We start from the raw sequence: 26,136 nt of genomic DNA, 5'->3' as shown, positions 1-26,136 counted from the left end.
TCGCCGCGCCGTCTCGTTCGATTCGTCTGCAGCAGAGAAGCGAGATTATGTACCACTCACTCACTTCCGTCAAGCACTTCAGCAAAATTTCTTTCTACTGAATTTTCTCTGACTCACCAGCTTGCTGGTTGCGGGGGCAGGATTTGAACCTGCGACCTTCGGGTTATGAGCCCGACGAGCTGCCAGACTGCTCCACCCCGCGTCCGTCAGAGAGGCCGAATTATGCAGAGACCCGAAACACCTGTCAAGCACTTCTGCAAAATACTTTCATCTCAGCCCTGCAGCCAATCAATCAACGGCGCCCATTGCTCGAGATCTTTCTTATTGCGTGCGCGCGGCGGGTCGAATACGGTCGCCCCGGCGGCAGCGACATTGACGTAGTTCTGGGTGTTCCTTAGATAAGTGACAATGGGAATATCGAAGTGCTTGAGAAACTCCTCAAGCATTCCGGCGGCGCGGGTGCGCGGATCAACACGCATGGCGACGATCCCGATCTTGCCCCGGGCAGCCCTCAGCTCGGCACGCATCGAGTTGAGAAAATCCTCGGTAGCAGCCATATCGAAAACCGAGGGCACCAGAGGGACCACCACCCGATCGACCGCACGAATATAGTCCGTCAGTTTGTAGCCCTGCAAACCGGCCGGCGCATCGACAACCACCCAGTCAGCTTCGCGCGGCAGATTAAGCACGATCTGGTTGCCGCCGTAATAACCGGTAACCGGCGGCAGTGCCGGATCCCTGAACGCCATCCAGCGCAGTGCCGATTGCTGTCGATCAAGATCGCAGAGCGTAGTCACCAGCGACTGATTGGCGAAGTATCCGGAAAGATTGGTTGCCAGGGTCGTTTTACCAGCACCGCCCTTGGGATTGGCTACGAGTACTGCCCGCATGTGAACTCCCTATTGTTTACAGCGCAATGATATTGGCGCACTCAAGCGCCATGGAGATGCATAGAATAACGGCTTTGATCCAACCATCACACCATGATCACCAAAGTCGCCAGTGAACGCCAAGGGATTCAGTCGATCGAAGTCGGTTTTCGGCTGCTCGATGTCCTTGCCAAGAACAATCGTCCGATGATGTTGCGCGATATTGCCAAGGGCGCCGGCATGGCGGCCGCCAAGGCACATCGTTACCTGGTCAGTTTCATGCGCATCGGAATCGTTGAGCAGGATGCCGGCACCGGCCGCTACGACCTTGGCGCCTACGCACTGGAACTCGGCCTCTCCGGACTGGGCCGGCTCGATCCGGTCCGCCTGGCCGGCCCGGTGCTCGACAATCTCTGTGAAGAAATCCACGAAACCGTCGCCCTGGCGGTCTGGGGAACCCACGGCGCCACCATCGTCCGCATCGTCGACGCGGGCAGTCCGATCACCATCACCCTGCGTCCGGGCACCGTGCTTTCACTGAGCCGTTCGGCAACCGGCCGGGCTTTTGCCGCCTTCTACCGCTCGCCCTTCCTCAAGAAGATGATCGATGCCGAACTCCAGGAACAGGCGGACAGCAGCAAGACGGCACTGACGACCTGTCGTCGCCAGCTGGAAAAGGTCCTGACCGAAATCCGCGAACGCGGCCTGGCCCGCGCCACCAGCAGCCTGACGCCGGGCATCAACGGATTCAGCGCGCCGGTTTACGACCACAGCAACCGCATGGTCGCAGCGATCACCTCGCTCGGTTCGGTCGGCGAGTTCGATGCGGAATGGGAAAGCAGCACGGCGCAAGCGATGCTGCAGGCGGCTGCCGACTTGTCACACCGCCTGGGCTACGGCAGCATGCAGGACTGACTGGTGCCCCCGGTCGGAATCGAACCAACACCTGATGATTACAAATCAACTGCACGACCTTCATGCTACGGGGGCTGAAGCAGGCGCAGGATTATAGCTGATCGGAAACGTTCCCACATGAGCAGCCCGGCGACACCATTCGAAATTGCCCGCGACACCCTGAAGCAACTCGCCCAGCGGCGCATTGCCCCGACGCCTGACAATTACCAGACCCTGTATCACGAGATCGCCGGCACCAAGCCGAGCGGCACCGACTTCCCCGAGCGGCAGCTGCGTTCGCTGGCGGCAGCACTGCCGAAGAGCTCGCCGGACCAGCTGCGGCTGGCCCGCCAGCTCGACGAGGCAGTCAAGGCCGCCAACTGGGAGGCCTACCAGAATCACCTCACCGGCTTCATCAACGGCCTTGCCGAAACGCAGAAGCTCGCCTGGGGCGAGTTGATCGGCGACCTGATGCGGCAATGGCAGGCCAGGCACCCGGGGCTGACGCCGGCCCGCAAACGCGATTCGCTCGAGCATGTACTGGCTGGCAGCGCCAGCAACAGCGACAACCTGTTCAGCCGGCTCCAGGGGCTGTTGCGGGCCTGGGGCCAGGGCAGCGAAAACGAAGGCAATCTGGCGGTCGACACCGAAGAAACGGCAAAAACCGACAGCCCCGAGCCGACGGTCGCGGCCAGCGAACCGCAATTGCTCAACGAAATTCGCGAGCTGTTCGCGTTCACCCTCGAAACGGCGATTGCCAGCCAGCTGGCCGACAGCCCCCAGCTGGCCGAAGACGCCCGCACCCTGGCCGCCGATGTCCGGCGTGCGCGCCGGGTGGACGAGACGCAGGCCTTCCTCGCCCGGCTCAAGCGCTTTGCCTTCAAGCTCGAACTGCTCGCCGAGGATCAGCAGGAACTGCGCAAGAGCCTGCTCGGCCTGATGCGCCTGCTGGTCGAGAACATCACCGAACTGATCACCGACGACCGCTGGCTGCAGGGGCAGATCGAAGTCGTCCGCGAAATCATCGACAAGCCGCTGTCGCAGCGCAGCATCGACGACGCCGAACGCCGCCTCAAGGAAGTCCTGTTCAAGCAGAGCCAGCTCAAGGCCAGCCTGCTCGACGCGCGCGAGGCGATCAAGCAGATGCTCGCCGGCTTCGTCGACCACCTCGCCGACTTCGCCGGCGCCACCTCCGACTATCACGACAAGATCGAGGGTTTCGCCGCCAAGATCAGTTCGGCCGACGACGTCTCGCAACTCGAAAGCGTGCTCGCCGAAGTCATGCGCGAAACCCGGAACATCCAGATCAACGCCCTGCGCTCGCACGACGAGCTGCGCCAGACCGAGCAGAAGGTCAAGGAGGCCGAGGCCAGGATCCACGAACTCGAGCACGAACTGGCTCGGACCAGCATCCTGGTCCGCCACGACCAGTTGACCGGCGCCCTCAACCGGCACGGCCTGGAGGACATGTTCGACAAGGAGATCGCCCGTGCCCGCCGGCACGAAACGGTCCTTTGCGTCGCCCTGCTCGACATCGACAATTTCAAGAAGCTGAACGACTCGCTCGGCCACGACGCCGGCGACCAGGCGCTGATCCATCTGGCCAATACCTGCCGGACCACGCTGCGGCCGCAGGACACGGTGGCCCGCTACGGCGGCGAGGAATTCGTCATCCTGTTGCCGGAAACCCACATCGAGGACGCGACAATGGTACTGACCCGCCTGCAGCGCGAGCTGACCAAGAATTTCTTCCTGCATGACAACGAAAAAGTGCTCATCACCTTCAGCGCCGGCGTCACCCAGATGACCGAGCAGGACAACCCGACGAGCGTGATCAAGCGCGCCGACGAAGCCATGTACAAAGCCAAGCAGACCGGCAAGAACCGGGTGGTGAGCCAATGAAGGCGGTGATTCTGGCCGGCGGACTGGGCACCCGGATCAGCGAGGAATCGCACCTCAAGCCCAAGCCGATGATCGAGATCGGCGGCAAGCCAATCATCTGGCACATCATGAAGATCTATTCGGCGCACGGCATCAACGATTTCGTGATCTGCCTGGGCTACAAGGGCTACGTGCTCAAGGAGTACTTCGCCAACTACTTCCTGCACAATTCCGACGTCACCTTCGACCTGGCCAACAACCAGATCGAGGTGCACGAGCGCCACTGCGAGCCCTGGCGGGTGACCCTGGTCGACACCGGCGAGCAGACGCAGACCGGCGGCCGCCTGAAGCGCGTCCGCCATTTCCTGCCCCCCGGCGAGCCGTTCTGCTTTACCTACGGCGACGGCGTCGCCGACATCGACATCACTGCCCAGATCGATTTCCACCGGCAGCACGGGCTGGCCGCCACGGTCTGTGCGGTGACGCCCCCGGGACGCTTCGGCGCCCTCGAAATCGACGGCATCCAGGTCAACCGCTTCCAGGAGAAGCCGTTTGGCCAGGGCGGGTTGATCAACGGCGGCTACTTTGTGCTCCAGCCGGCAGTCATCGACCTGATCGACGACGACAGCCAGCCCTGGGAAGCCGAGCCGATGCACGCACTGGCGCGGCGCGGCCAGCTTGCCGCCTGGATGCACCAGGGCTTCTGGCAGCCGATGGACACCCTGCGCGACAAGATGCAGCTGGAAGAACTCTGGCAAAGCGGCCACGCCCCCTGGAAGCTGTGGTGAGCCCGGGCTTCTGGCGCGGCCGCAAGGTCTTCCTCACCGGCCACACCGGCTTCAAGGGCAGCTGGCTGGCGATCTGGCTCGGCCGCCTCGGCGCCGAGGTCCATGGCTACGCGCTGCAGCCCCCGACGCAGCCATCGCTGTTCGAGATCGCCGGCCTCGGCCAGCGCCTGGCGTCCACCCTCGGCGACATTCGCGACATGGCCAGCCTGGCGGCAGCGATGCGCGCCGCCGCGCCCGAGGTGATCTTCCATCTCGCCGCCCAGCCGCTGGTCGGCGAAGGTTATCGCGACCCGGTCGGTACCTATGCGACCAACGTGATGGGAACGGTCAACCTGCTCGAAATCGCAAAAACGCTGCCAACGCTGCGCAGTCTGGTCGTTATCACCACCGACAAGTGCTACGCCAACCCGGAGACCGGCCAGCCCTTCCGCGAAAACGATCCGCTCGGCGGCGTCGACCCCTACAGCAGCAGCAAGGCGTGCACCGAACTGGTGTGCACCGCCTACCGGCAGTCCTTCCTCGCCACGGCCGGCATCCGCCTGGCCACCGCCCGCGCCGGCAACGTCATCGGCGGTGGCGACTGGGCGGCCAACCGGCTGGTCCCCGACCTGCTGCGCGACTTCGCCGCCGGGCGCACGGCCCAGCTGCGCAATCCACGGGCGGTGCGCCCGTGGCAGCACGTGCTCGAGCCGCTTGCCGGCTACCTGATGCTGGCCGAAGCCGGCCACGGCTCGGCCGACTTCGCGCAGGCCTGGAACTTCGGCCCGGAAGCCGCCGACTGCGTCAGCACCGGCAGCGTCGCCGACCTGCTTGCCGACGCCTGGGGCGACGCCGCGGCCTGGCAGCATGTGGCCAGCGACTTCCCGCACGAAGCCGGACTGCTCAGCCTCGACGCCGACGCAGCAAAAAAAATCCTCAAGTGGCGGCCGATCTGGTCGTTGAAGGAAGCCATCCGGCAAACGGCCGCCTGGCATCGCGCCTGGCTGGCGGGCGCCGACATGCATGCGGTCTGCCTGGCGCAGATCGCCGAATACGAGCAACAACGCGAGCAACAACAACGATGACGCTGGACCAAGAAAGACAACACATTCTCGACCTGGTCCGCGCCTATGGCGAACGCGCCACCGCCGCCAGCGATTTCGTCCCCGGGCAAAGCGCCGTGCCGCCGTCCGGCAAAGTGCTCGGTGCCGCCGAGTTCGTCAATCTCGTCGACGCCTCGCTCGACGGCTGGCTGACTACCGGCCGCTACAACGCCGCTTTCGAGAAGAAGCTAGCCGGCTTTCTCGGCATCGAACACGTCCTTACCTGCAATTCCGGCTCCAGCGCCAACCTGCTCGCCCTCACCGCGCTGACCTCGCCCCGCCTCGGCGCCCGCGCGCTGCAGCCGGGCGACGAAGTGATCACGGCGGCGGCCGGCTTCCCGACCACCGTCAATCCGATCCTGCAGAACGGTCTGACGCCGGTCTTCGTCGATTCCGAGATCGGCACCTACAATCCCTCGCCGGCCGCCGTCGAAGCCGCCATATCGCCGCGCACGCGGGCGATCATGCTGGCGCACACGCTCGGCAACCCGTTCGACGCCGCCGCCCTGCGCGCCCTGGCCGACCGGCACGGCCTCTGGCTGGTCGAGGATTGCTGCGACGCCCTCGGCTCGACGCTGAACGGCCACAAGGTCGGCAGCTTCGGCCACATCGGCACGCTCTCCTTCTACCCCGCCCACCACATCACCATGGGCGAAGGCGGCGCGGTGTTCACGGTCGACCGCGAACTGAAGCAGATTCTCGAATCGCTGCGCGACTGGGGCCGCGACTGCTGGTGCAACCCGGGCTGCGACAACACCTGCGGCAAGCGCTTCGACTGGCAGCTCGGCGAATTGCCGGCCGGCTACGACCACAAGTACGTCTATTCGCACCTCGGCTACAACCTCAAGATCACCGACATGCAGGCCGCGATCGGGCTGGCCCAACTCGACCGGATCGACGGCTTCATCGCCGCCCGCCGGCGCAATTTCGCGCACCTGCACGGTCAACTGGCCGAACTGGCCGATTTCCTGATCCTGCCGCAAGCCACGCCGGGCAGTGCGCCGTCCTGGTTCGGCTTCCCGGTGACGCTGCGCGACACCGCCCCCTGCGACCGCGTCTCGCTGCTGCGCTACCTCGACCAGCACAAGGTCGGCACCCGCCTGCTGTTCGCCGGCAACCTGACCCGCCAGCCCTACATGGCCGGCCGCCAGTACCGCGTAGCCGGCTCGCTGACCGAGGCCGACCGGATCATGCGCGACACATTCTGGCTTGGCATCCATCCGGCGCTGACGCCGGACATGCTCGACTACGTCGCCGACCGGATCAAGACCTTCCTCGGGGTGAATTTCGCATGAGCCGCAGCCTGCGCGTTGCCGACTACATCGCCCAGCGCTGTGCCGAAGCCGGCGCCCGCCACGTCTTCCTGGTCACCGGCGGCGGCGCCATGCACCTCAACGACGCCTTCGGCCGCCACCCTCAGCTGACGCCGGTCTGCTTCCATCACGAACAGGCCGCGGCGATGGCTGCCGAAGCACACTACCGGACCGCCCGCCGCCTCGCCGTACTCAACGTGACCACTGGCCCCGGCGGCGTCAATGCGCTCAACGGCGTCTATGGCGCCTACGTCGATTCGATCGCGATGCTGGTCGTCTCCGGCCAGGTCAAGCGCGAAACCTACCTGCGCAACTTCCCGCAACCGCTGCGCCAGCTCGGCGACCAGGAAGTCGACATCGTCAGCATGGCCCGCCCGGTCTGCAAGTACGCAACGACGCTGCAGGACCCGCAAGCCGTCCGCCAGGTCATGGACCGCGCCCTGTTCCTGGCCACCAGTGGCCGTCCCGGGCCGGTGTGGATCGACGTCCCGGTCGACGTCCAGAGCACCCAGATCGACCCCGAGCAGCTGCCCGGCTGGAACGAGGACGACCGTCAGGCCCTGCTCGACGATCCCGGCCTCTGCCCGAACACCCGGGCCTGGCTGGCGCAACCGCCGCGGCGCCAGTTCGCGGCCGAGCTCGAGACGCTGACGGCGGCGCTCGCCGCCGCCCGGCGGCCGGTACTGATGGCCGGCACCGGGGTCCGCCTGGCCGGCATGCAGGAGGCTTTCATCGCGCTCTGCGACAAGCTCGGCGTCCCCGTCGTCACCGGCTGGAACGCCCACGACAGCCTTACCGACGACCATCCGGCCTACGCCGGCCGCCCCGGCACCGTCGGCGACCGCGCCGGCAACTTCGCGGTGCAGAACGCCGACTTGCTGATCGTCCTCGGCTGCCGCCTGAACATCCGCCAGGTCAGTTACAACTGGCGCAGTTTCGCCGCTAGCGCGCGCAAGTTCATGGTCGACATCGACGCCGCCGAACTCGACAAGCCGACGCTGTCGATCGAGCACAAGATCCACGCCGACCTGGCCGACTTCATCCCGGCCTGGCTGGCCCGGCTCGAGGCCTACGCGCCGCCGGCCGCCCACACCGACTACCTGCGCTGGTGCCGCGAGCGCGTTGCCCGCTACCCGGTCGTCGACGCCACGCAACGAACGTCGGACCGACCGCTCAACCCCTACCACTTCATCGAACTGCTGTTCGCCGGACTGGACCGCAACGCCGTGGTCGTCACCGGCAACGGCTCGGCCTGCGTGATGGGTTTCCAGGCGGCCCGGCTGCAGGCCGGACAAAGGCTGTTCACCAACTCCGGCGACGCCTCGATGGGCTATGACCTGCCGGCGGCCATCGGCGCCTGCATCGCCCGCGACCGCCAGCCGGTGATCTGCCTGGCCGGCGACGGCAGCCTGATGATGAACCTGCAGGAACTGCAAACCCTGGTCGGCTACCGCCTGCCGGTCAAGGTCATCGTCCTCAACAACGCCGGCTATCACTCGATCCGCCAGACCCAGGCCGCCTACTTCCAGGACAACATGTTCGGCATCGGCCCCGACGATGGCGTCAGCCTGCCCGACTTCGTCGCCCTCGCCGGCGCCCTCGGCATTCCTGCCCGCCGGGTGGACAGCGCCGACAGCTGGCAGGCGGCAGAGACCTCAGCCCTGCTGGCGGGCCCCGGGCCGGCACTGATCGAGGTCGTCGTCGACCCGGCCCAGGCCTTTTCTCCGAAACTGGCCTCAAGAAAACTGCCGGATGGGTCGATGAGTACACCAGCACTGGACGACATGTCGCCCTTCCTGGAACGAGCAGAACTGGCAGCGAACCGCCTCGACGGCTGAAACACCCACCATGTACTCAACGATTGTCTACGACCTCGACGGCACCCTGGTCGACAGCGCCGCGACCGTCGCCGCACTGCTCAACGGCCTGCGCGCCGAGCAGGCACTGCCGCCGCTGGCGCGCGCCGACTACCTGCCCTGGCTGAGCGTCGGCGGCAAGGCGATGGTGGCTGCTGCTCTCGACATCCCCGAGTCCGAGGCACAGCCCTTCCTCGAACGTTTCCGCGCCCGCTACCAGGCCCTGCCGACCGACCCGGCGACGCTCTACCCGGCGGTCCGCGAGACCCTGGCCCGGCTGCGCGCAGCGGGCACCCGCCTGGGCCTGTGCACCAACAAGCCGCGCCCGCTGGCGGAGAAGGTCCTCGCTGAAACCGGCCTCGGCGAATACTTTTCGGCGGTCTGCGCCGGCCACGACCTGCCCACCGCCAAGCCGCATCCGGACAACCTGCAGGCCTGCCTGGCCGCGCTCGGCAGTCGCCCCGGCGAAAGCCTGGTGGTCGGCGACAGCCGGGTCGACCAGGCGCTGGCCGAAGCCGGCGGCGCGGATTTCGCCTTCTTCGCCGGCGGCTACGACGACGGCGTCCGGAAATCCACCTGTACACTGACGTTCCGGCATCACGCGGAAATCTTCAACCTGTTATCCACGATTGAGCAAAGGCCACACCATGAATAATTGCGAACGCAAGATGCTGAGTCTTCTCAAGACGCTCAAGAACGAATACGGCTGCGTTGCCGTCAAAGCCGAATTCGAGGCCGAAGGAACGCGTGTGGACGAACTGCTGCGCCTGATGGAAATCGCCCGCAAGGCCGATCTCAAGATCGGGCTCAAGGTCGGCGGCTGCGAAGCGATGCGCGACCTGATCGAGAGCAAGCAGTTCGGCGTCGAATACATCATCGCGCCGATGGTCGAAACCCCGTACGCGCTGAGCAAGTTCATCCACGCCAAGGACCACGTCTATTCGCAGGACGAGCAGCAGGACACCGATTTCCTGTTCAACCTGGAAACGCGGACGACCTTCAGCTCGCTGCCGGAAATGGCCAGCATGGCGGTTGCCGGCGGTCTGGCCGGGATTGTCTTCGGCCGCGTCGACTTCGTCGGCTCGATGGGCTGGGGCCGCGATGCGGTCAACTCGCCCGGGATGTCCGAGTTCTGTCACGAGGCCGCCCGCCAGTGCCGCGACAAGGGCCTCGACCTGGTCGTCGGCGGTGGCGTCTCGGCCGACGCGCTGCCTTTCCTGGCCGACATCCGCAACAGCCACCTGACCCGCTTCGAGACGCGCAAGGTGATCTTCGGCGCCAACGCGCTCGATATCGCCGAGATGCACGAAGGCCTGCGCGTCGCCGTGCATTTCGAGCTGCTCTGGCTGCAGAACAAACGCGACTACCACGGCTTCATTCACCGCGAGGACAACGCCCGCATCGAAATGCTGGAAAAGCGCTGGCAGGTGCTGTCCGAAAACGTCCCCCATCACTGAATCACCCCGCAAAAGGCAATCGCCGTGACAGAGAAAAACATCGCCGCCGTCATCCAGCCGCGCATCCATTCCGCGGCCAAGGTGCCGCTGGAAGACCAGGTCCCGCTGAGCACGCCGTTCTCGGTGCATATCGACGTCTGCAGCGTCTGCAACTACAAGTGCAGCTTCTGCTTCCAGGCCGACAGCCAGGCAATGAAGGCGGTCGGCCTGAAGCGCGGCATGATGTCGCTCGAACTGTTCAGGAAGATCGTCGACGACCTCAAGGCCTTCGACCGGAAAATCAAGAAGATCAAGATCGGCAACCACGGCGAACCGACCCTGCACCCCGACCTGCCAGCGATGATCCGCTACGCCCGCGACAGCGGCACCGCCGAGATCGTCGAATTGTTCACCAACGCCTCGCAGCTCGAACCGGTGCTCAACCAGGCGCTGATCGACAGCGGCCTGCAGCGCATCAACATCTCGCTCGAAGGCCTGTCGGACGAGCGCTACCGCCAGGTGGCCGGGGTCAAGCAGAGCTTCGCGGCGATTGTCGAAGGCGTCAGGCACCTGTACTCGATCCGCGGCGACTGCAAGATCTACGTCAAGATCGCCGACCAGACCAGCGCCCTGTCACGCGACATCCTGCACAAGTTCGTCCTCGACGAGGCCGAGCGCAATTACTTCTTCGACACCTTCGGCAACATCTGCGACGAGATCTTCATCGAGAAGGTCGTCCCGCAGTGGGCCGAGGTCCAGCTCGACAAGCAGAACCAGGTCAGCGAAACCGGCATGTACGCGCAGAAGGTCAAGGCCGACAAGGATGTCTGCCCGTTCATCTTCATGTACCTGCATTTCAACTGCGACGGCACGACCAGCCCGTGCACGCTCGACTGGCCACGCAAGGTCGTCATCGGCAACGTCGAGCAGATGTCGGTCAAGGACATCTGGAACGGCCAGCAGCTGCGCGCCCTGCAGGTCGCCATGCTCGAAGGCAAGCGTTGCGACATCAATTTCTGCAAGAACTGCACGGCGCCGGTGGTCTGCGTCGAGGAAGACCTCGACCCGCACAAGGCCGTCCTGCTCGACAAGATCCGCCCGCTGCTCGCCGAGGTGTCGCGCTGATGAAGATCCTCGTCCTTGGCGGCAACGGCTTCATCGGCCGCGGCCTCACCGCCTACCTGGCGACCCGCCCCTACACCGTGCTCGCGCCGCGCCGCGCCGAACTCAACCTGCTCGACCAGGGCGCGGTCGAATCCTGGCTGCGCGAACACCGCCCCGATGTCGTGATCAACAGTGCGATCAACATCCAGTCGGTCGAAACCAACCTGCACATCCATTTCAACCTGGAACGCTGCGCCGGCCTGTTCGGCCGCCTGCTCAACATCGGTTCCGGCGCCGAATACGCGATCCCGTACTACAAGCCGATGATGGCCGAGGACTATTTCGGCAGCAACATTCCCGGCGACACCTACGGCATTTCCAAGTTCTGCATCGCCCGCGACATCGAGCGCTCGCCGCACGATTTCGTGAACCTGCGGGTGTTCGGCATCTTCGGCGAGCACGAGGACCATAGCCGTCGCTTCATCTCGAACAACATCTGCGCCTCGATCCGCAACCGGACGATCACGGTCAACCGCAATTCGGTGTTCGATTACCTCGACATCCAGGACTTCGCCCGCATCGCCGAACGCTTCCTGACGCTGCCGACGGCCTTCAAGTCGTACAACGTGTGCACCTCGATCCCCCGCAGCCTGGTCGACCTGGCCACCATCATCGACCGCGAAAGTGGCCGCGAAAACGCGTTGACCGTGGTCAATGGCGAAATCAACTCGGTGTACACCGGCGACAACCGGCGACTGCTCGAAGCCATCGGCGGCTTTGACTTCACGCCGATGGAAGCCTCGGTACGCCGGCTGTTCGCCTGGTACGAAGCCGAATTCGCCGCCGGCAGGGTGACATGAACACCCGCCAGGCCGACCTGCTGGCCCAGCTCGCCGACGTCCCGGTACTGATCTGGGGCGCCCGCATGACCGGCCTCGGCCTGGTCCGGCTGTGCCGCACCCACGGCATCGCGGTACTCGGCTTCATCGATTCCGACCCGGCCTTCGCCGGCCAGCGCATCGCCGGCCTGCCCTGCCACCCGCCAGCCGAACTGCCGGCGCTGCGAGCGCAGCACCCGGGGCTGAAGATCGTCGTCGCCGCCTCGACCAAGGAAGCGGAAATCAACCGCCAGCTCCTCGGCTACGGTTTCCCGGCCGACAGCTTCATCAACTACTCGGGCTATTGCGACCTGTTCTACACCGTCGACGTGATGGGCACCTGCAACCTCAAGTGCCTCTCCTGCGCCCACGGCGCCGGCGGCGAGAAGTACGCGCGCGGGCAGATGAGTTTCGAGACCTATCGTCAGGTCATCGACAAAATCGTCGCCGAGAACGACCTGGTCACCCACATCAGCCTCTACAGCTGGGGCGAGCCCTTCCTCAACCCGGCGCTGCCGGAGATGGTCGACTACCTGCACCGTCACGGCATCGCCGCCGCCCTGTCGAGCAACCTGTCGATCAAGAACGAGGCGCTGCTGCACAAGGTCATGCAGCACAACCCGGAATACCTCAAGGTCTCGCTCTCCGGCTATTACCCGGAGGCCTACAACGACACGCACGGCGGCGGCAACATTCATCTGGTCCGCTCCAACCTGCTCAGACTCAGGTACTACATCGACAAGTACCGGCTCGACACCGTCGTCGATGTGAACTACCACCTGTACAACAACAACAACGGCCGCAACCTGCAGAAGATGCGTGAGCTGTGTGCCGAACTCGGCTTCTTCCTGTCCACCACCTTCGCCCTGGTGATGCCGCTCGAACGCGTCATCGACAAGCTCGAAGGCCGCCCCAGTCCGAGCACGCTGGCGCTTGAGCCGAAGCTCCTGGTCAGCGTCGAGGAGGGAATTTCGGCTTCGCGCACGGTCGACCGTGAAAATCCGTCGATTTCCCCGGCCGACTGCCCTTTCCTGGCCAACCAGACGATCATCAACTGGGACCTCAGCGTGCCGATCTGCTGTACCACCTTCAATCGCGGCCCCAACATCGTCGCCGCCAACTTCCTCACCGCCAGCAAGGCGCAGATCGGCCAGGGCAAGGCGCAGGCCGGCATCTGCCAGACCTGCGTCAAACACGGCCTGCCCGCCTACAACCTCGGCCTCAACCGCAGCCGCTGGGAAGCGGTGGCCGCCAGCAAACCCAGTTTCGACCTGGCCCCCGACGCATGACCGCCACGCCCTTCACCTGCCGCCTCTGCCGCGCCCCGCTGAGCGCCGACGACGTCGTCGCCATCGGCCCGTTTCCGAAGGCGGCGCAGTATTACCCGACGCCCGAGGAATTCGCCGACGATCGCGGCATCGTGCTCGAAGTCGCCGAATGCCCGGACTGCGGGCTGACGCAACTGCGCAACGAGGCGGTCGACTACTACCGCCAGGTGATCACCGCCGCCTCGCTGTCGCCGGTCGTCCGCGAGCAGCGGCTGACCCTCTTCCGGCAACTCCGTGCCAGCTTCGGCGAGCGCGCCAGCGCCTTCGAGATCGGCTGCGCCGGCGGCGACAACCTGCCGCTCCTGCGCGAGGCCGGGTTCGCCGCCAGCGGCATCGAATTCGCTGCCGCCACGCCGCTGCCCGAGGGCGTCAGCGACACCTACCTGCTCGACCTCGGTGCCGAACACCACGGCCGCCACGACCTGCTGGTCTCGTTCAACTACCTCGAGCACCAGCCCGACGCCCGTGCCTTCCTGCAGAAATGCCATGCGCTGCTGGCCGACGACGGCCGCCTGCTGCTCACCGTGCCCAACCTCGATTTCCTGCTCGACAGCCAGTCAGCGCACGAATTCGTCGCCGACCACCTGCTCTACTTCACCGCCGAAAGCCTGGAAACCGCGCTGCGCCTGACCGGCTTCACGCTGCTCGAGTGCCAGATCATCAACAACCAGTACGACATCCAGATCGTCGCCCAGAAGCGCCCGCGCGGCGCCATCGCCAGCAGCAAGCAGGCGCTCGACGGCCTGGTCGAGCGCTTCAACGCCAGGCTGCGCAGCCTGGCCGGCGAAGGCAAACGGATCGCCGTCTGGGGGGCCGGGCACCGGACGCTGGCGCTGATCTCGCTGGCCGATCACCGGCTGATCGACAGCATCATCGACTCGGCCAAATTCAAGCACGACAAGTTTTCGCCGATATCACACCTCAGGATCAGGCCGCCGGAAATCCTCCTCGATCCCGCTTGCGGCATCGACGTGATCCTGGTGATGGTCCCCGGCATCTACCCCAAGGAGGTCATCAGCCGGATCCGGGCGCTACCGATCCACTACCACGCGGAGCAATTCCCCCCCACAGAGTGATTGCCGGAGACACGGCAAACGACCATTGCGCCACAGACAACAACAGCCCAGACACCAACAGGAGCCCCAAATGGTCAAAGAACCCAAAAAGAAAATGCTCTTCCTCGTACCCGTCCACATCTCGTACGAGTCTTACGTTTCGCCGCCGAAGAACGCGCGCACCGTGATCAAGAACGGACGCATCGTCAACAGCCTGGCCACCGACCTGCCGCTCGGCCTGCTGTCGATGTCCGCCTACCTGAAAAAACACTACAGCCTCGATATCCGGCTGGTGGACTTCAACGTCGAGGTCAGCGCACTCGACGAGTTCGACTACCCCGATTTCGCCAGCTTCGCCAGAAAATACCTGGCCGAGCATTTCGTCGCCGACTTCAGCCCGGACATCATCGGCATCTCCAGCCTGTTCAGCCCGTCCTACCAGAACTTCATCGAACTCGGCGCAGCCGTCAAGGAACTCTGGCCGGACTCCTTTCTGGTCGGCGGCGGCAATATCCCGACCAACTCCTATCAGCACATCCACCAGACCGGCGGTTTCGCTTATTTCGACGCCCTCTGTTTCGGCGAAGGCGAAAAGCCGATGCTGGGATTGATCGAAGCCGAATCGCCGCAGGAATACGTTGAACGATCCGAATCATGGATCACCGCGCGCAAGCTGGAAGATTTCTTCATCCCGAAACACGACTTCATCGTCGACCTCGACGAAATCCCGTTCTACGACTACGCGCTGTGCGACCACGGCCGGCACAGCCTGAATCCGGTGATGACCTCCTATGCGGCGCATTCGGACAGCACCGGCTACCACATCATGACTTCACGCGGCTGTCCCTTCCACTGCACCTTCTGCGCCTCGCACCAGGTGCACGGGCGGAAGATGCGCTATCACTCGACCGACCGGGTGTTCGCCGACATCCGCCGGCTGGTCAAGGACTATGGCGCGCAAACGCTGATCTTCCAGGACGACCACTTCATGGCCGACAAGGCACGGGTGCTGACGATCCTCGGCTTCATCGAGCAGGAGAAGCTCAACGCCATCTTCCAGAACGGCCTGACGCTCTATTCGCTCGATCACGAGACGCTGTCGGCGTTCAAGCGGGCCGGCGTCAACCAGCTGGTGCTGCCGCTCGAGAGCGGCAGCGAGAAGGTCCTCAAGCACCAGATGAAGAAGCCGCTGAAGATGAGCATTTCCCGCCAGGTCACCGAGGATTGCCGCAAGCTCGACATCTACACCAACGCCAACGTGCTCATCGGCCTGCCCGGCGAAACCCGCCAGGACATCGAGGAGGCGCGGCTGAACCTGCGCACGATCCCGGCCAACTGGTATCACGTGGTCTGCGCCAGTCCGGTGGTCGGCAGCGAAATCCACAAGATCGCCTCGGAAAAGGGTTACATTTCCGGCAATGTGCTCGGCGCCGACTACCGGACCGCCGTCATCAACACCCCGGACTTCAGCGCCGACTACATCCAGGACATGCAGTACGTCTTCAATCTGGAACTGAACTTCCTCTACAACAGCGACCTGCGACTGGGCCGCCTGGCCACCGCCGCCGCCGGCTTCCGCAACGTGCTCAACCTGCGACCCGACCACCTGATGGCCAACCTCTGCCTCGGCTACGTGCGCATGAAGGAAGGCGACGCCGAAGGCGCCGCCGCGCACCTGGAAAAATGTCACGAATACCGGATCTCTGGCGGCTGGGACAGATTCCTGGCAATCATGGACCTGAAAGTGCCGGCGACGACCGGCGAGATCATCCCGACCATCGAGGGAAAGTGGCTGCACTGACATGAAACGTATCCTCCTGACCGGCGGCGAAGGCTTCGTCGGCCGCAACCTGCGCGAGTCGCTGGCGCGACGCCCGGATTTCACGCTGTTCAGTCCGGGCCAGGCCGAACTCGACCTGACCGACAGCGGCCAGGTCGCCGCCTGCCTGGCGGCGACGCAGCCCGACCTGATCATCCACTCGGCGACCTCGAACACGGTCGGCAAGGGCTACGACAGCGACGTCTGCGAGCAGAACCTGCGCATGTTCTTCAACCTCGTCCGCCACCGCCCGGCCGGCGCCCTCCTGTACACGCTGTGCAGCGGCTCGAGCTACAACCGCGACAACTGGGTCGAGAACATGCGCGAGGACTACCTCGGCCAGCACATCCCGAGCGACAGCCAGGGTTTCTCGAAATTCGTCATCGCCAGCCATGCCCGGCACCTCGAGGACGTCGTCACGCTGCGCCTGTTCGGCATCTTCGGCCGGCACGAGGACTACCGCTACAAGTTCATCTCGAACACCATCGCCAAGCGGCTGGCCGGCCTCGAGATCACCCTGATCCGCGACGCGCTCTACGACTACCTCGACGTCGAGGATTTCTGCGCGATCGTCGACCGCCTGATCGACGGCAACGTCCGCCAGGGTGAGTTCAACGTCACCCCGGACGAATCGGTCAGGCTGTCGCGGATCGTCGAACTGGTCGACCTGAACCTCGGCATCGACCGCGGCTACACGATCGCGACGCCCGGCCTGGGCCGCCCCTACACCGGCGACAACGGACGTTTACGGTCGACCCTCGAAAATCTCGATTTTTCACCGATCGACATCTCGATCCGCAAGCTGATCCGCCACTACACCGAAAACATCGCGACGATCGACGTCGACGCCCTCCGCCAGGACGCCCTGCTGCAGCACGCGCAGGCAATCAACCGCCGATGATCACGACACCGATGCGCGAAGACTTCGCCGCCCTCGCCGCGGTCGAGTCGCTCTACCAGCCGCTGCAGGGCCGGCGGATCTACGTCACCGGCGCCAGCGGCCAGATCGGCTGGTATCTGGTGCACTTCCTCTGCTTCCTGATCGCCGGCGGCCACCTGCGCTGCGAGCTCACCGCCCATCTGCGCAACCCGCGCCGCCTGCAGGAAAAGTTTCCCGAGCACGCCAGCCTGCCGTGCCGCTTCGCCGTCGACGAGGATGCCGCCACCGCGCTCGCCGCCGCCGATTTCGACCTCGTCCTGCACTGCGCCAGCCGGGCCAGCCCGAAGCACTTCGCCGGCTCGCCGGTCGACGTGCTGACGCCGAACGCGATCCTCACACAGGCGCTGCTCGAACAGCTGCGGCGGCGCAATCCCGCGTGCCGCTTCGTCTATCTCAGCACCACCGGCGTCACCGGCTTCATCCCGGACGAACAACGGCCGTCGAGCGAATCCGAGTATGGCCCGCTGAGCTGCACCGAACTCGGCAACTGCTATCTCGAATCGAAGCGCTTCGGCGAAATGCTCTGCCTCGCCTACCAGCAGCAATACGGCATCCCGGTCCTGATCCTGCGCCCGTCGATCACCTACGGGCCGGGTTTCGAGCTCGACGACGGCCGCTCCTACGCCGATTTCGTCCGGGCGCTGCTGGCCGGCGAACCGATCCGCCTGACCAGCGACGGCAGCGCCGTCCGCAATTTCCTCTACGTCGCCGACTTCGTCCGCGGCCTGCTCGTCGCGCTGGCCAAGGCCGCGCCCGGCGCCGTCCTCAACGTCGCCTCGCCGGCACCGATCAGCATCCTCGAGCTGGCCACGCTGCTCAACGACCGCGCGCTGCCCCGGCCGCTCGGCCAGGTCGAGCGCCAGACCAGCCCGGCCCAGGCGATGACCCGGGTGAATTTCAAAAGCACCGACGCCTCGGTCGACCAGTTGCGTGCGCTGGGCTGGGAAATGACAATAGACCCGCTCGCGGGATTCCAAAGAACGATCCGACACTATCAGGAATGCATCCAATGAAGCTGGCGCAACTCAGGAGCGACTTCGCCGCCGGGCAGGTCGACAAACCCCGGTACATCGAACAGGCCTACCAGGATTACCACCGGCAGCTGTTCGAGTACGCCACCCTGTTGCCGGAGACCGACATCCGCGAGATCAGCATCGACGCGTCCGGCGTCGTGTTCACGACCCGCAGCACCGGCGTGCGCATCCGCTACCAGCCGGGCGACCACCGCTCGCCGCCGGTCGAGACCTTCAACTTCAACGACTTCGAGCCGCGCGAGTCGCGCATGATGTTCAAGCTGTTCGAAGGCTGCCGCCACTTCTACGACATCGGCGCCAACATCGGCTGGCATTCGCTGAATCTGGCCGCCACCTACCGCCATGCCAGCTTCGAGTGCTTCGAGCCGATCCCGTCAACCTATCAGCACCTGACCGGCAACATCGCGCTCAACCGCTTCACCAACATCCGCACCCACCACGTCGCGCTCGCCGAGCGCCGCGGCGCGCACACCTTCTATTTCTACGAAGCCTGCTCGGGCAACGCTTCCGGCGTTAACCTGACGGGCCGCCCGGACGTCAGCGAAGTCGAGTGCCAGCTGCACCGCCTCGACGACTACGTCGCCGAGCATCGCCTGGCGCCGCCCGACTTCATCAAGTGCGACGTCGAAGGCGCCGAGCTGCGCGTTTTCCAGGGCGCCGCGGAAACCCTGGCCCGGCACCAGCCGATCATCCTCGCCGAAATCCTGCGCAAGTGGTCGGCCAAGTACGGCTACGACCCGAACGAGATCTTCGAGCTGCTCGCCGGCCACGGCTACCGCGCCTTCACCAGCGACGGCAGCAAGCTGCTCCCGTTTACCCGGATGACAGAGGAAACCGTCGAAACCAACTTCTTCTTCCTGCACGCCAGCCGCCACCAGGCGCAGATCCGCAGGTTCACGGTCGACGGGTAGAAAACCCCGAAAACCGAATCGCCGACCGACCAACGCCCCGCCGCGAAAACCCTCATGACCGATCACCATCACGCCACGTTCTGCCCCGCCGCCAAGCGCCCGCGCTCGATCAACGAGCGCAGCAACGTGCCGTTCTACATCCACGCCCCCGATTACCGCGACAGTTCCGGCGGCATCCGCGTGCTGCACTACCTCTGCCACATCCTCAACGAAATGGGCGAGGAGGCCTACCTGGTCGGCACCCAGGTCACTTCGCCGCGACTGCGCACCCCGGTGCTCACCCTGAAGCGACTGGAAGAACACTTCCTGGCCGGCCAGACACCGGTCACCCTTTATCCCGAGGTGGTCTCCGACAATCCGGCCAACACGCCGCTGATCGCCCGCTGGCTGCTCAACGTCCCCGGCCACCTGGGCAAGGACATCGACTTCGAGCCGGAAGACCTGATCTTCTATTACGAAGCCTGGTGCCTGCCGCCGCAGATGAGCGGCCAGCCGCTGTTCATCCACCCGGTCGACGAAAGCGTCTTCCACAACGACGACAACCCGGACGACGCGGCGCGCACCCTCGAGTGCTACTACGCCAACAAGTACTTCCTCGGCCAGCGCCCGCTGCTGCCCGAGCACGAGCAACTGGTCAGCCTCGGCCAGGAGGTCAAGCGCACGCCGCAGGAAATCGCCAACATCCTCCGGCGCAGCAAGGTGCTGTACTGCTACGAGCCCTCCGGCATCATCAGCGAGGCGCTGGCCTGCGGCTGCCCGGTGCTGCTGGTTCGCAGCGACTACCTGCCGCTGCCCGACGGCGACCCGCACCACCGCATTCCCGGCCTGGCCGTCTATGGCGAAAGCGACGCCCTTGCCCGGGCACGCCAGAGCCTGCGCTGGATTCCGGCTGCCCACGAGGCGGCGCGCGACCAGTCCTGGGCGCTGACCCAGGCGATGGTGGAGACCGTGTATCGCAAGGCCGAGCAGTTCCGGCAGCACGGCAAGCCGCTGCGCAATGAAATGCAGGCACTGTGGAGCCTGCCGCTGGCGGATCGTCCGGCCGCTGCCGAACAGTTCCGCGAGGCCTACGCCGAATCCGGGCTGTGCGCGATCACCCTGCAGTCGCCCGGGATGCTCGCCGCAGTCCAGCGCCAGCCGGGAACCACCCGGAGCAGTTGCCGCGACGACGACTACCTGCGCTGGCTCGACCGCCGCGCCATGCTGGTCGCCCAAAGCGCACCGGCCGTCCTCAATCGCGAGGGCGACCAGGCCGCCTTCCAGATCATCGTCCGGGTCGCTGCCGATGACGGTGCCGGCCTGGCCAGCACGCTCGACGCGCTGGGCGAGCAAATCCATGCCGGCTGGCACCTCGACATCCTGACGCCGCTGCCGGCTCCCGAAGGCCTCGCCGACATTCCCTGCATCGGCTGGCATACCGTTGCCGAAACAGCCGACCTCGCCGCCTTGACCCGGCAGCTGGTCGAAAGCAGCGAGTACGACTGGGTCATCGAACTGCCCGTCGGCAGCCGTCCCGACCCGCTCTATCTCTGGCGGATCGCCAGAACCGCAGCGAGCAACACCGAACACGCCGCCTTCTTCGTCGACGACGACTGCTACGACGAGTCCGGCAGCCGCGCCAACCCGCGCCTCAAACCCGGGGTCAACCGGGCCGCGCTGCTCGAAAGCGACCTGGCCGGACCGCTCTGCGTGCGCCGGGCCCTCTGGCTTGCCGCCGAGGTGCGCCACGATTCGCCTTGCCCGTGGTTCGACAAGCTCCTGGCGATCGCCGCCATCGACGCCTGGGACTCGCTCGGCCACATTGCCGACATCCTGATCAGCCATCCGCACAATGCCCCCGAGCACGGCCAGGCATGCCGCAGCGCAGTCCTGGCCCATCTGCGCGGACAAGGCATCGCCGCCGAAGTCCTCGACAGCGGCACGCAGGGCTGGCACATCCGCTACCCGCTGAGCGCAGCACCGAGCGTCACCATCATCGTGATCTCGGCCAGCGACGTTCTGCATTCGAGCATCGCCCGCTGCCTCGAAACCATCCAGCGCTACACCCGCTATCCGGCATTCGACATCATCGTCTGCAAGCCGGACGGCAACACCGACCCGGACCTGCTCGCCGAAATCGAACGCCGACAGGCAACCCCCGGGGTCCGTATCGAGTTGCTCTCGCCGCCGGCAGCGCAAAGTCATGCCACGCTCTGCAATCTGGCGGCCCAGGCGGCGAACGGTGAATTCCTGGCGTTCCTCGACGAAGAAGTGCAGATCGTCCAGGACAGCTGGCTCGAAGAGCTGATCCGCAATGCCCTGCAATCCGGCATCGGTGCGGTCGTGCCCTGTCAAATCCAGCCCGGCACCTCGCTGATCAACAGTGCTGGCCCGGTACTCGGCCTGAACGGCCTGCTCGACGCCCCTTACCGGGGCCGGGTCAAGTACGGCACCAGCGTCCCACTCAACTGGCTGCGCACGACACGGGATCTCGGCACCCTCCCGAAAGGCGGCTTCCTGGTTCGCAAGAGCAGCTACCTGCAGGCTGGCGGCATCGACGACGGCGCCATCGTGGCCGATCTGTCAGCCGCCGACCTCGGGCTCAGGCTACGCGCACAGGGCGAACGACTGATCTACCAGCCACTGTCCAACATCGTCTACCAGCCGCCAGCCACCGGCCCGCTGCCGGAGCGCCCGGAAGTCCTGGCGCGCAAGCAGCTGGCGCAGTACGCCGCGCGCGACGCCTTCATCGACCGCTGGTACCCGGAGGCAGCGTCCGATCCCTTCTGGAACCCCAATCTCTCGCTGACCGGGCGCATTCCCGGGCTGGAAACCGAACTCCTGCCGCCCTGGCACATTGTCCCCAGCCTTAAGCTGCGCATACTCGCCCGCCCGGTCACCAACGGCCAGGGCTACTACCGGGTAACGGCACCGCTCGACGCATTGCATGCCAAGGGACAGATCCAGCGCTGCGTCTGGGACCAGGGCGCCTACCGGCCAGCCCATCCGGCCGAACTGCTCAGGCTGGCGCCCGACGTTCTGGTCGTCCAGAACTATCTCGGCAATTCCTGCCTGCAGGAACTGCAGGACATTCGCCGGATCGCCGCCCGTCCCTTCGTCATCCAGACACTGGACGACCTGGTCACCGGCTTGGCGGAAAGCAATCCACTACGCGCCACCAACCCGCCCAACCCGGCAGAGCGCATCCGGCATTCTCTGGCCCTGTGCGACCGCCTGATCGTGTCTACCGACTATCTGGCCGATTACCACAGCCATCACATCAAGGACATCAAGGTCGTCCCCAACCGCCTCGAGCAGGCGCTCTGGCTGCCGCTCAGCAGCGCCAAACGTACCGGCAGGAAGCCGCGAATCGGCTGGGCGGGTGGCACCACGCACCAGGACGACCTGCTGCTGCTCGAGGAAATCATCAAGGCAACCAGTGCCGACGCCGACTGGGTTTTCATGGGCATGTGCCCGGAGTCGATCCGCCCGCTGCTGGCCGAGTACCATCCGCTGGTCGGTTTCGCCGATTACCCGGCTTACCTGGCATCGCTGAACTTCGACATTGCCGTCGCCCCTCTCGCCGAAACTCCCTTCAATCGCGCCAAGAGCAATCTCCGTCTGCTCGAGTACGGAATTCTCGGCATCCCGGTCGTATGCACCGATATCGACCCCTATCGCAACAGCCCGGCCTGCCGCGTCAGGAACCGTCCGACGGAATGGATCGATGCGCTGCGCGAGCGCATCCACGATGCGGATGCCCGTGAACGGGAAGGGTTGGCGATGCGTGAATGGGTCCTCCGCCATTACATTCTCGAAGACCATCTCGACGATTGGTTGCTGGCGCATCTGCCGGTCTGAGCAAAAAAAGATAAATACACACAAACAGGCTAAAGTTATTTCCGGAGGCGTCGTAAATGAACTTGTCAGCGAAGTAATCGCCGCACAATTGGGACAGCGACAGGAAGAGATCTGGATTGCGGTACCCGGTACTAACTCATCAGGAGATGCAAAATGACTCAGATTAACACCAACACCTATTCGCTCAATGCTCAGCGCAATCTGGCGAAGAACTCCCTCGGTCTCAGCTCCGCGATCGAGCGCCTGTCCTCGGGTCTGCGGGTCAACTCGGCCAAGGACGATGCCTCCGGCCTGGCCACCGGCATGCAGAAGGAATCCTCGGCTCGCGTTACCGCCGTTGAAATCCGTCAGGCTGCCGATGCAATTTCCGCTGCTCAGATCGGTGACGGCGCCCTGTCCGTGGTTGGCGACATCGTCACCCGCATCATCGAACTGACCAAGATGGGTGGCGGCGATGCCGAAATCGCGCAACTGGTCACCAACGCCAACGCGATCCAGACGGACGCCGTGGCCAAGGGCGGTTCATTCACCTCGGTTACCGTCACCTCGACGGCCGATGCGGCGATGCTGACCAGCGTCTCGAACTCCCGCGCCTCTGCCGGTGCGACGATGAACAACCAGGAATACAAGATCCAGGCGTTGCGCGTCAGCTACGAAAACCAGCAAGCCGCCCGCAGCCGGATCATGGACGCCGACTTCGCTGAAGAAACCTCCCGCCTGTCGCGCTTCCAGGTTCTCCAGCAGGCTGGTACGGCGATGATCGCGCAAGCCAACGCCCTGCCGCAGAACGTGCTGTCGCTGCTGCGCTAACCGGCAAAACCCGATCTTCGGAAAAGGTGCGGCGGCTTGAACAAGCCCCCGCACCTTTGTTCGTCAGGAGTAGAAAATGTCTATCGATTCCATGGGCGTCACCGGCACCACTGCCCCGCGTGCAGAAAGCGTGCAGCAAATCGCCCGCCCCGGCAATTCGCCGGCGAAAAGCGGAAACGTCTCGCCTCCGTCTCAGGGTGTCAGCTCGCCACAGGCGCGTAGCGAAGGCAACTCGGTACAATCCCCGCAACCCAGCCGCCAGGACGTGGACGAAGCAGTCAACCGTCTGACCAAGTTCGTTGCCGCGAATCAGTCCGAAATCAACTTCTCGGTCGACGAAGCGTCGGGCATCCGCGTGGTCAAGATTGTCGACCGCAATTCCAATGAAGTGATTCGCCAGATGCCTTCGGAAGAAGCGGTGGCTTTGGCGCAAGCACTGGACAAGCTGCAGGGCCTGCTGATAAAAGACAAGGCTTAAGAACGCACACGGAAGGATTTCATCATGGCCAGCGTAAGCTCACTTGGTATCGGCACCGGCGTAGACCTTCAGGGCATGCTCAGCAAGATCATTGCTGCCGAGCGCACCCCGATCACCACGCTGGAAAGCCGGATATCGTCCACCAACAGCAAGATATCGCTGTACGGGACGCTGAACAGCAAGCTGGACGCGCTGCAGACTGCCGCGGAAACCCTCCAGTACCCGTCGCGGCTTTCGGCCACGAGCGCCTCTTCAAGCGACGCGACCATCGTCAGCGCCACCGCCAACTTCAATGCCGCGGTCGGTTCGTACACGATGGAAGTGACGCAACTGGCCAGTGCGCAAAAGAGCTTTTCGGCGGCCTATGCCGCTGGTGCGACCGTCAGCGCGGGAGAGCTGAACTTTACCGTCGGCGGCGAAGCCAAGCCGGCCATCGTTCTCGACGCCCCCGGCCCTTACACGTTGCAGCAAGTCAGCGCCAAGATCAACGAAGCCAAGATTGGCCTGACGGCGACCGTCGTGACCGGCTCCGACGGCACCCAACGAATGGTCTTCACCGGCAATGAATCCGGCGACGGCAAGGGATTCTCGATGACGTCGACGGCCACCGTTTCGGGTGCCGGCGCGCTTGCCTTCGACGAAACCACCACCGGCCTGCTGCGCAGTTCGGCCCAGAGTGCGATCATGAAGATCGACGGCATCGAGGTGAGTTCGTCGACGAATACTTTCACCAACGCGATCACCGGGCTCAACCTGACGGCGAGCAAGACCGGCACCTCGACGATCACGGTCAAGAACGACCCGGATACCATTGCCAAGGCGGTCCAGAGCTTCGTCGATGCCTACAACGCTGTCGCGACGATGATCAAGTCGAACAGCAACTACGACGCCACGGCCAAGACTGCGGGGCTGTTCAACGGCGATGCCTCGGCCCGCTCGGTCTTGAGCGTGCTTGGCAGTTCACGCACGACAACGCCGAGCGACCTGGCCTCGAACAGCCTGAAGTCGCTCTCGGAAATCGGCGTGGTCATCCAGCAATCGGGACAACTGACCTTCGACAAGACCAAGCTCCAGGCTGCCCTGAGCAATTCCCCGACCGCGGTGACCAACCTGCTGCAGGCTTATGGCAAGGAATTCAACTCCGCCATCGAAACCATGCAGGCGAGCGGCGGCATCGTCGCCAACAAGCTGGAGACGATGAACAGTGCAATCACCCGCTTCAACGTGAACAAGGAATCGCTGGAAGCCCGCATCGCGCTGGTCGAGAAACGCTACAAGGCGCAATTCACCGCCCTCGACAAATACGTGAGTTCGATGCAGACTACCAGCAGCTACCTGACGCAGACACTGGCAGGCCTCAGTTAAACTTGCCGGCCATTCAGGAAAACCGTTTCCGAAGACCCAATGTTTTCAAATCCAATCGCTGCCTATCGGCAGGTTGATCTCGAGTCCGAAATCCGCGGCGCTGATCCGCATCGCCTCATCATCCTCTTGTTCGACGGTGCCGAGACCGCCATGCATCAAGCGCTCGTCTGCCTTGAAGCCAACGATATCCAGGGGCGCTCCGACGCCCTGATGAAGGCGATCGACATCATCCTGAGCGGGCTCTCCGCCAGCCTGAATGTCGAGGAAGGCGGCGAGCTCGCCCAGAATCTGAAAGCGCTTTACGAGTACATGGTTTCGCGCCTGATCTACGCAAACGTACACCGGGACGCTGCTGCCATTCGCGAAGTGCAGAAACTGCTCGGCGAAATCTCCGGTGCCTGGCGCGAGATGGGCGAAAGCCTGCGCCAGGGTCCCGGCGGCCTCTGAACGGCAAA

Annotated in this window: 22 protein-coding genes and 2 tRNA genes; 21 read left to right on the top strand and 3 right to left on the bottom strand. The window is 64.5% G+C overall.

Features of this window, described 5'->3' with window-relative positions; translation table 11 throughout:
- Positions 1-125: 125 nt before the first annotated feature.
- Positions 126-202, bottom strand: a tRNA-Met gene (locus DFR40_RS14875).
- Positions 203-272: 70 nt separating this feature from the next.
- Positions 273-890 carry a ParA family protein gene (locus DFR40_RS14870; RefSeq protein WP_121459282.1) on the bottom strand — a complete coding sequence of 206 codons (618 nt, stop codon included), beginning with the start codon at positions 888-890 and terminating at the stop codon, positions 273-275.
- Between the two features lie 93 nt (positions 891-983).
- On the opposite strand from DFR40_RS14870, the gene DFR40_RS14865 reads away from it, so the two are divergent.
- Positions 984-1,784, top strand: a complete 801-nt coding sequence (locus DFR40_RS14865; RefSeq protein WP_121459281.1) for an IclR family transcriptional regulator — start codon at positions 984-986, stop codon at positions 1,782-1,784.
- A 1-nt stretch (position 1,785) separates the two neighbouring features.
- Here the strand turns inward: DFR40_RS14865 and DFR40_RS14860 are convergent.
- Positions 1,786-1,859 (bottom strand) — tRNA-Thr (locus DFR40_RS14860).
- 42 nt (positions 1,860-1,901) lie between these two features.
- Between DFR40_RS14860 and DFR40_RS14855 the strand changes: the two genes are divergently transcribed.
- The 20 genes from DFR40_RS14855 to fliS all read left to right on the top strand — a co-directional run bounded on the left by DFR40_RS14855 (position 1,902) and on the right by fliS (position 26,128).
- The gene (locus tag DFR40_RS14855) at positions 1,902-3,665 is read left to right on the top strand and encodes a GGDEF domain-containing protein (protein WP_121459280.1); all 1,764 of its coding nucleotides are present in this window, start codon (positions 1,902-1,904) and stop codon (positions 3,663-3,665) included.
- A complete protein-coding gene (gene rfbF, locus DFR40_RS14850; protein WP_121459279.1) occupies positions 3,662-4,432 on the top strand; it encodes a glucose-1-phosphate cytidylyltransferase in 771 nt (256 codons plus the stop codon). The genes DFR40_RS14855 and rfbF overlap by 4 nt, the downstream gene beginning before the upstream one ends.
- Entirely contained in the window at positions 4,429-5,496 is a 1,068-nt protein-coding gene (gene rfbG, locus DFR40_RS14845; protein WP_121459278.1) for a CDP-glucose 4,6-dehydratase, read from the top strand. Before rfbF ends, rfbG begins: the two co-directional genes overlap by 4 nt.
- Positions 5,493-6,809, top strand: coding sequence for a lipopolysaccharide biosynthesis protein RfbH (gene rfbH, locus DFR40_RS14840; RefSeq protein WP_121459277.1), 1,317 nt, complete (start codon positions 5,493-5,495; stop codon positions 6,807-6,809). Before rfbG ends, rfbH begins: the two co-directional genes overlap by 4 nt.
- Complete coding sequence (locus tag DFR40_RS14835) at positions 6,806-8,665, top strand: thiamine pyrophosphate-binding protein (RefSeq protein ID WP_121459276.1); 1,860 nt, start codon at positions 6,806-6,808, stop codon at positions 8,663-8,665. The genes rfbH and DFR40_RS14835 overlap by 4 nt, the downstream gene beginning before the upstream one ends.
- Before the next feature lie 10 nt (positions 8,666-8,675).
- Positions 8,676-9,338, top strand: coding sequence for an HAD family hydrolase (locus DFR40_RS14830; RefSeq protein WP_121459275.1), 663 nt, complete (start codon positions 8,676-8,678; stop codon positions 9,336-9,338).
- Positions 9,331-10,140 carry an aldolase/citrate lyase family protein gene (locus tag DFR40_RS14825; RefSeq protein ID WP_121459274.1) on the top strand — a complete coding sequence of 270 codons (810 nt, stop codon included), beginning with the start codon at positions 9,331-9,333 and terminating at the stop codon, positions 10,138-10,140. Before DFR40_RS14830 ends, DFR40_RS14825 begins: the two co-directional genes overlap by 8 nt.
- A 24-nt stretch (positions 10,141-10,164) precedes the next feature.
- Entirely contained in the window at positions 10,165-11,244 is a 1,080-nt protein-coding gene (locus tag DFR40_RS14820) for a radical SAM/SPASM domain-containing protein (RefSeq protein ID WP_121459273.1), read from the top strand.
- Entirely contained in the window at positions 11,244-12,083 is an 840-nt protein-coding gene (locus DFR40_RS14815) for an NAD-dependent epimerase/dehydratase family protein (protein ID WP_121459272.1), read from the top strand. The genes DFR40_RS14820 and DFR40_RS14815 overlap by 1 nt, the downstream gene beginning before the upstream one ends.
- Positions 12,080-13,390, top strand: coding sequence for a radical SAM protein (locus DFR40_RS14810; RefSeq protein WP_121459271.1), 1,311 nt, complete (start codon positions 12,080-12,082; stop codon positions 13,388-13,390). The genes DFR40_RS14815 and DFR40_RS14810 overlap by 4 nt, the downstream gene beginning before the upstream one ends.
- Entirely contained in the window at positions 13,387-14,505 is a 1,119-nt protein-coding gene (locus tag DFR40_RS14805; RefSeq protein ID WP_121459270.1) for a class I SAM-dependent methyltransferase, read from the top strand. The genes DFR40_RS14810 and DFR40_RS14805 overlap by 4 nt, the downstream gene beginning before the upstream one ends.
- 70 nt (positions 14,506-14,575) lie before the next feature.
- On the top strand, positions 14,576-16,285 hold the full coding sequence (locus tag DFR40_RS14800; RefSeq protein ID WP_121459269.1) for a B12-binding domain-containing radical SAM protein: 1,710 nt from the start codon (positions 14,576-14,578) through the stop codon (positions 16,283-16,285).
- 1 nt (position 16,286) lies between these two features.
- Positions 16,287-17,204: an NAD-dependent epimerase/dehydratase family protein gene (locus DFR40_RS14795; protein ID WP_121459268.1), complete on the top strand. Its 918-nt coding sequence runs from the start codon at positions 16,287-16,289 to the stop codon at positions 17,202-17,204.
- Complete coding sequence (locus DFR40_RS14790) at positions 17,201-18,256, top strand: NAD-dependent epimerase/dehydratase family protein (RefSeq protein ID WP_121459267.1); 1,056 nt, start codon at positions 17,201-17,203, stop codon at positions 18,254-18,256. Before DFR40_RS14795 ends, DFR40_RS14790 begins: the two co-directional genes overlap by 4 nt.
- Positions 18,253-19,188 (top strand): FkbM family methyltransferase, encoded by a 936-nt coding sequence (locus DFR40_RS14785; RefSeq protein ID WP_170160240.1) that lies wholly within the window; start codon positions 18,253-18,255, stop codon positions 19,186-19,188. Before DFR40_RS14790 ends, DFR40_RS14785 begins: the two co-directional genes overlap by 4 nt.
- 54 nt (positions 19,189-19,242) lie before the next feature.
- Positions 19,243-23,028 carry a glycosyltransferase gene (locus DFR40_RS14780; protein ID WP_121459265.1) on the top strand — a complete coding sequence of 1,262 codons (3,786 nt, stop codon included), beginning with the start codon at positions 19,243-19,245 and terminating at the stop codon, positions 23,026-23,028.
- Between the two features lie 153 nt (positions 23,029-23,181).
- Entirely contained in the window at positions 23,182-23,838 is a 657-nt protein-coding gene (locus DFR40_RS14775) for a flagellin (protein WP_121459264.1), read from the top strand.
- A 76-nt stretch (positions 23,839-23,914) separates the two neighbouring features.
- Positions 23,915-24,316: a flagellar protein FlaG gene (locus tag DFR40_RS14770; RefSeq protein WP_121459263.1), complete on the top strand. Its 402-nt coding sequence runs from the start codon at positions 23,915-23,917 to the stop codon at positions 24,314-24,316.
- A 24-nt stretch (positions 24,317-24,340) separates the two neighbouring features.
- Positions 24,341-25,681 (top strand): flagellar filament capping protein FliD, encoded by a 1,341-nt coding sequence (fliD, locus tag DFR40_RS14765; protein ID WP_121459262.1) that lies wholly within the window; start codon positions 24,341-24,343, stop codon positions 25,679-25,681.
- A gap of 39 nt (positions 25,682-25,720) precedes the next feature.
- The gene (fliS, locus tag DFR40_RS14760; protein WP_121459261.1) at positions 25,721-26,128 is read left to right on the top strand and encodes a flagellar export chaperone FliS; all 408 of its coding nucleotides are present in this window, start codon (positions 25,721-25,723) and stop codon (positions 26,126-26,128) included.
- Positions 26,129-26,136: the final 8 nt, after the last annotated feature.

The sequence above is a fragment of the Azonexus fungiphilus genome (assembly GCF_003634965.1).
GTDB lineage: Bacteria > Pseudomonadota > Gammaproteobacteria > Burkholderiales > Rhodocyclaceae > Azonexus > Azonexus fungiphilus.
The sequence above is the reverse complement of the archived record's forward strand: the minus strand, read 5'-3'. Positions and strand labels throughout refer to the sequence as shown.

Bases quoted from the DNA above. Each gene is read 5' to 3' on its own strand.
- DFR40_RS14805 (WP_121459270.1), top strand. From the start codon at position 13,387: ATGACCGCCACGCCCTTCACCTGCCGCCTCTGCCGCGCCCCGCTGAGC.
- DFR40_RS14830 (WP_121459275.1), top strand. From the start codon at position 8,676: ATGTACTCAACGATTGTCTACGACCTCGACGGCACCCTGGTCGACAGC.
- DFR40_RS14865 (WP_121459281.1), top strand. From the start codon at position 984: ATGATCACCAAAGTCGCCAGTGAACGCCAAGGGATTCAGTCGATCGAA.
- DFR40_RS14790 (WP_121459267.1), top strand. From the start codon at position 17,201: ATGATCACGACACCGATGCGCGAAGACTTCGCCGCCCTCGCCGCGGTC.
- rfbF (WP_121459279.1), top strand. From the start codon at position 3,662: ATGAAGGCGGTGATTCTGGCCGGCGGACTGGGCACCCGGATCAGCGAG.
- DFR40_RS14810 (WP_121459271.1), top strand. From the start codon at position 12,080: ATGAACACCCGCCAGGCCGACCTGCTGGCCCAGCTCGCCGACGTCCCG.
- DFR40_RS14815 (WP_121459272.1), top strand. From the start codon at position 11,244: ATGAAGATCCTCGTCCTTGGCGGCAACGGCTTCATCGGCCGCGGCCTC.
- DFR40_RS14770 (WP_121459263.1), top strand. From the start codon at position 23,915: ATGTCTATCGATTCCATGGGCGTCACCGGCACCACTGCCCCGCGTGCA.
- DFR40_RS14775 (WP_121459264.1), top strand. From the start codon at position 23,182: ATGACTCAGATTAACACCAACACCTATTCGCTCAATGCTCAGCGCAAT.
- fliS (WP_121459261.1), top strand. From the start codon at position 25,721: ATGTTTTCAAATCCAATCGCTGCCTATCGGCAGGTTGATCTCGAGTCC.
- DFR40_RS14870 (WP_121459282.1), bottom strand. From the start codon at position 890: ATGCGGGCAGTACTCGTAGCCAATCCCAAGGGCGGTGCTGGTAAAACG.
- rfbH (WP_121459277.1), top strand. From the start codon at position 5,493: ATGACGCTGGACCAAGAAAGACAACACATTCTCGACCTGGTCCGCGCC.
- DFR40_RS14825 (WP_121459274.1), top strand. From the start codon at position 9,331: ATGAATAATTGCGAACGCAAGATGCTGAGTCTTCTCAAGACGCTCAAG.
- DFR40_RS14785 (WP_170160240.1), top strand. From the start codon at position 18,253: ATGAAGCTGGCGCAACTCAGGAGCGACTTCGCCGCCGGGCAGGTCGAC.
- fliD (WP_121459262.1), top strand. From the start codon at position 24,341: ATGGCCAGCGTAAGCTCACTTGGTATCGGCACCGGCGTAGACCTTCAG.
- DFR40_RS14800 (WP_121459269.1), top strand. From the start codon at position 14,576: ATGGTCAAAGAACCCAAAAAGAAAATGCTCTTCCTCGTACCCGTCCAC.
- DFR40_RS14795 (WP_121459268.1), top strand. From the start codon at position 16,287: ATGAAACGTATCCTCCTGACCGGCGGCGAAGGCTTCGTCGGCCGCAAC.
- DFR40_RS14835 (WP_121459276.1), top strand. From the start codon at position 6,806: ATGAGCCGCAGCCTGCGCGTTGCCGACTACATCGCCCAGCGCTGTGCC.
- DFR40_RS14855 (WP_121459280.1), top strand. From the start codon at position 1,902: ATGAGCAGCCCGGCGACACCATTCGAAATTGCCCGCGACACCCTGAAG.
- DFR40_RS14780 (WP_121459265.1), top strand. From the start codon at position 19,243: ATGACCGATCACCATCACGCCACGTTCTGCCCCGCCGCCAAGCGCCCG.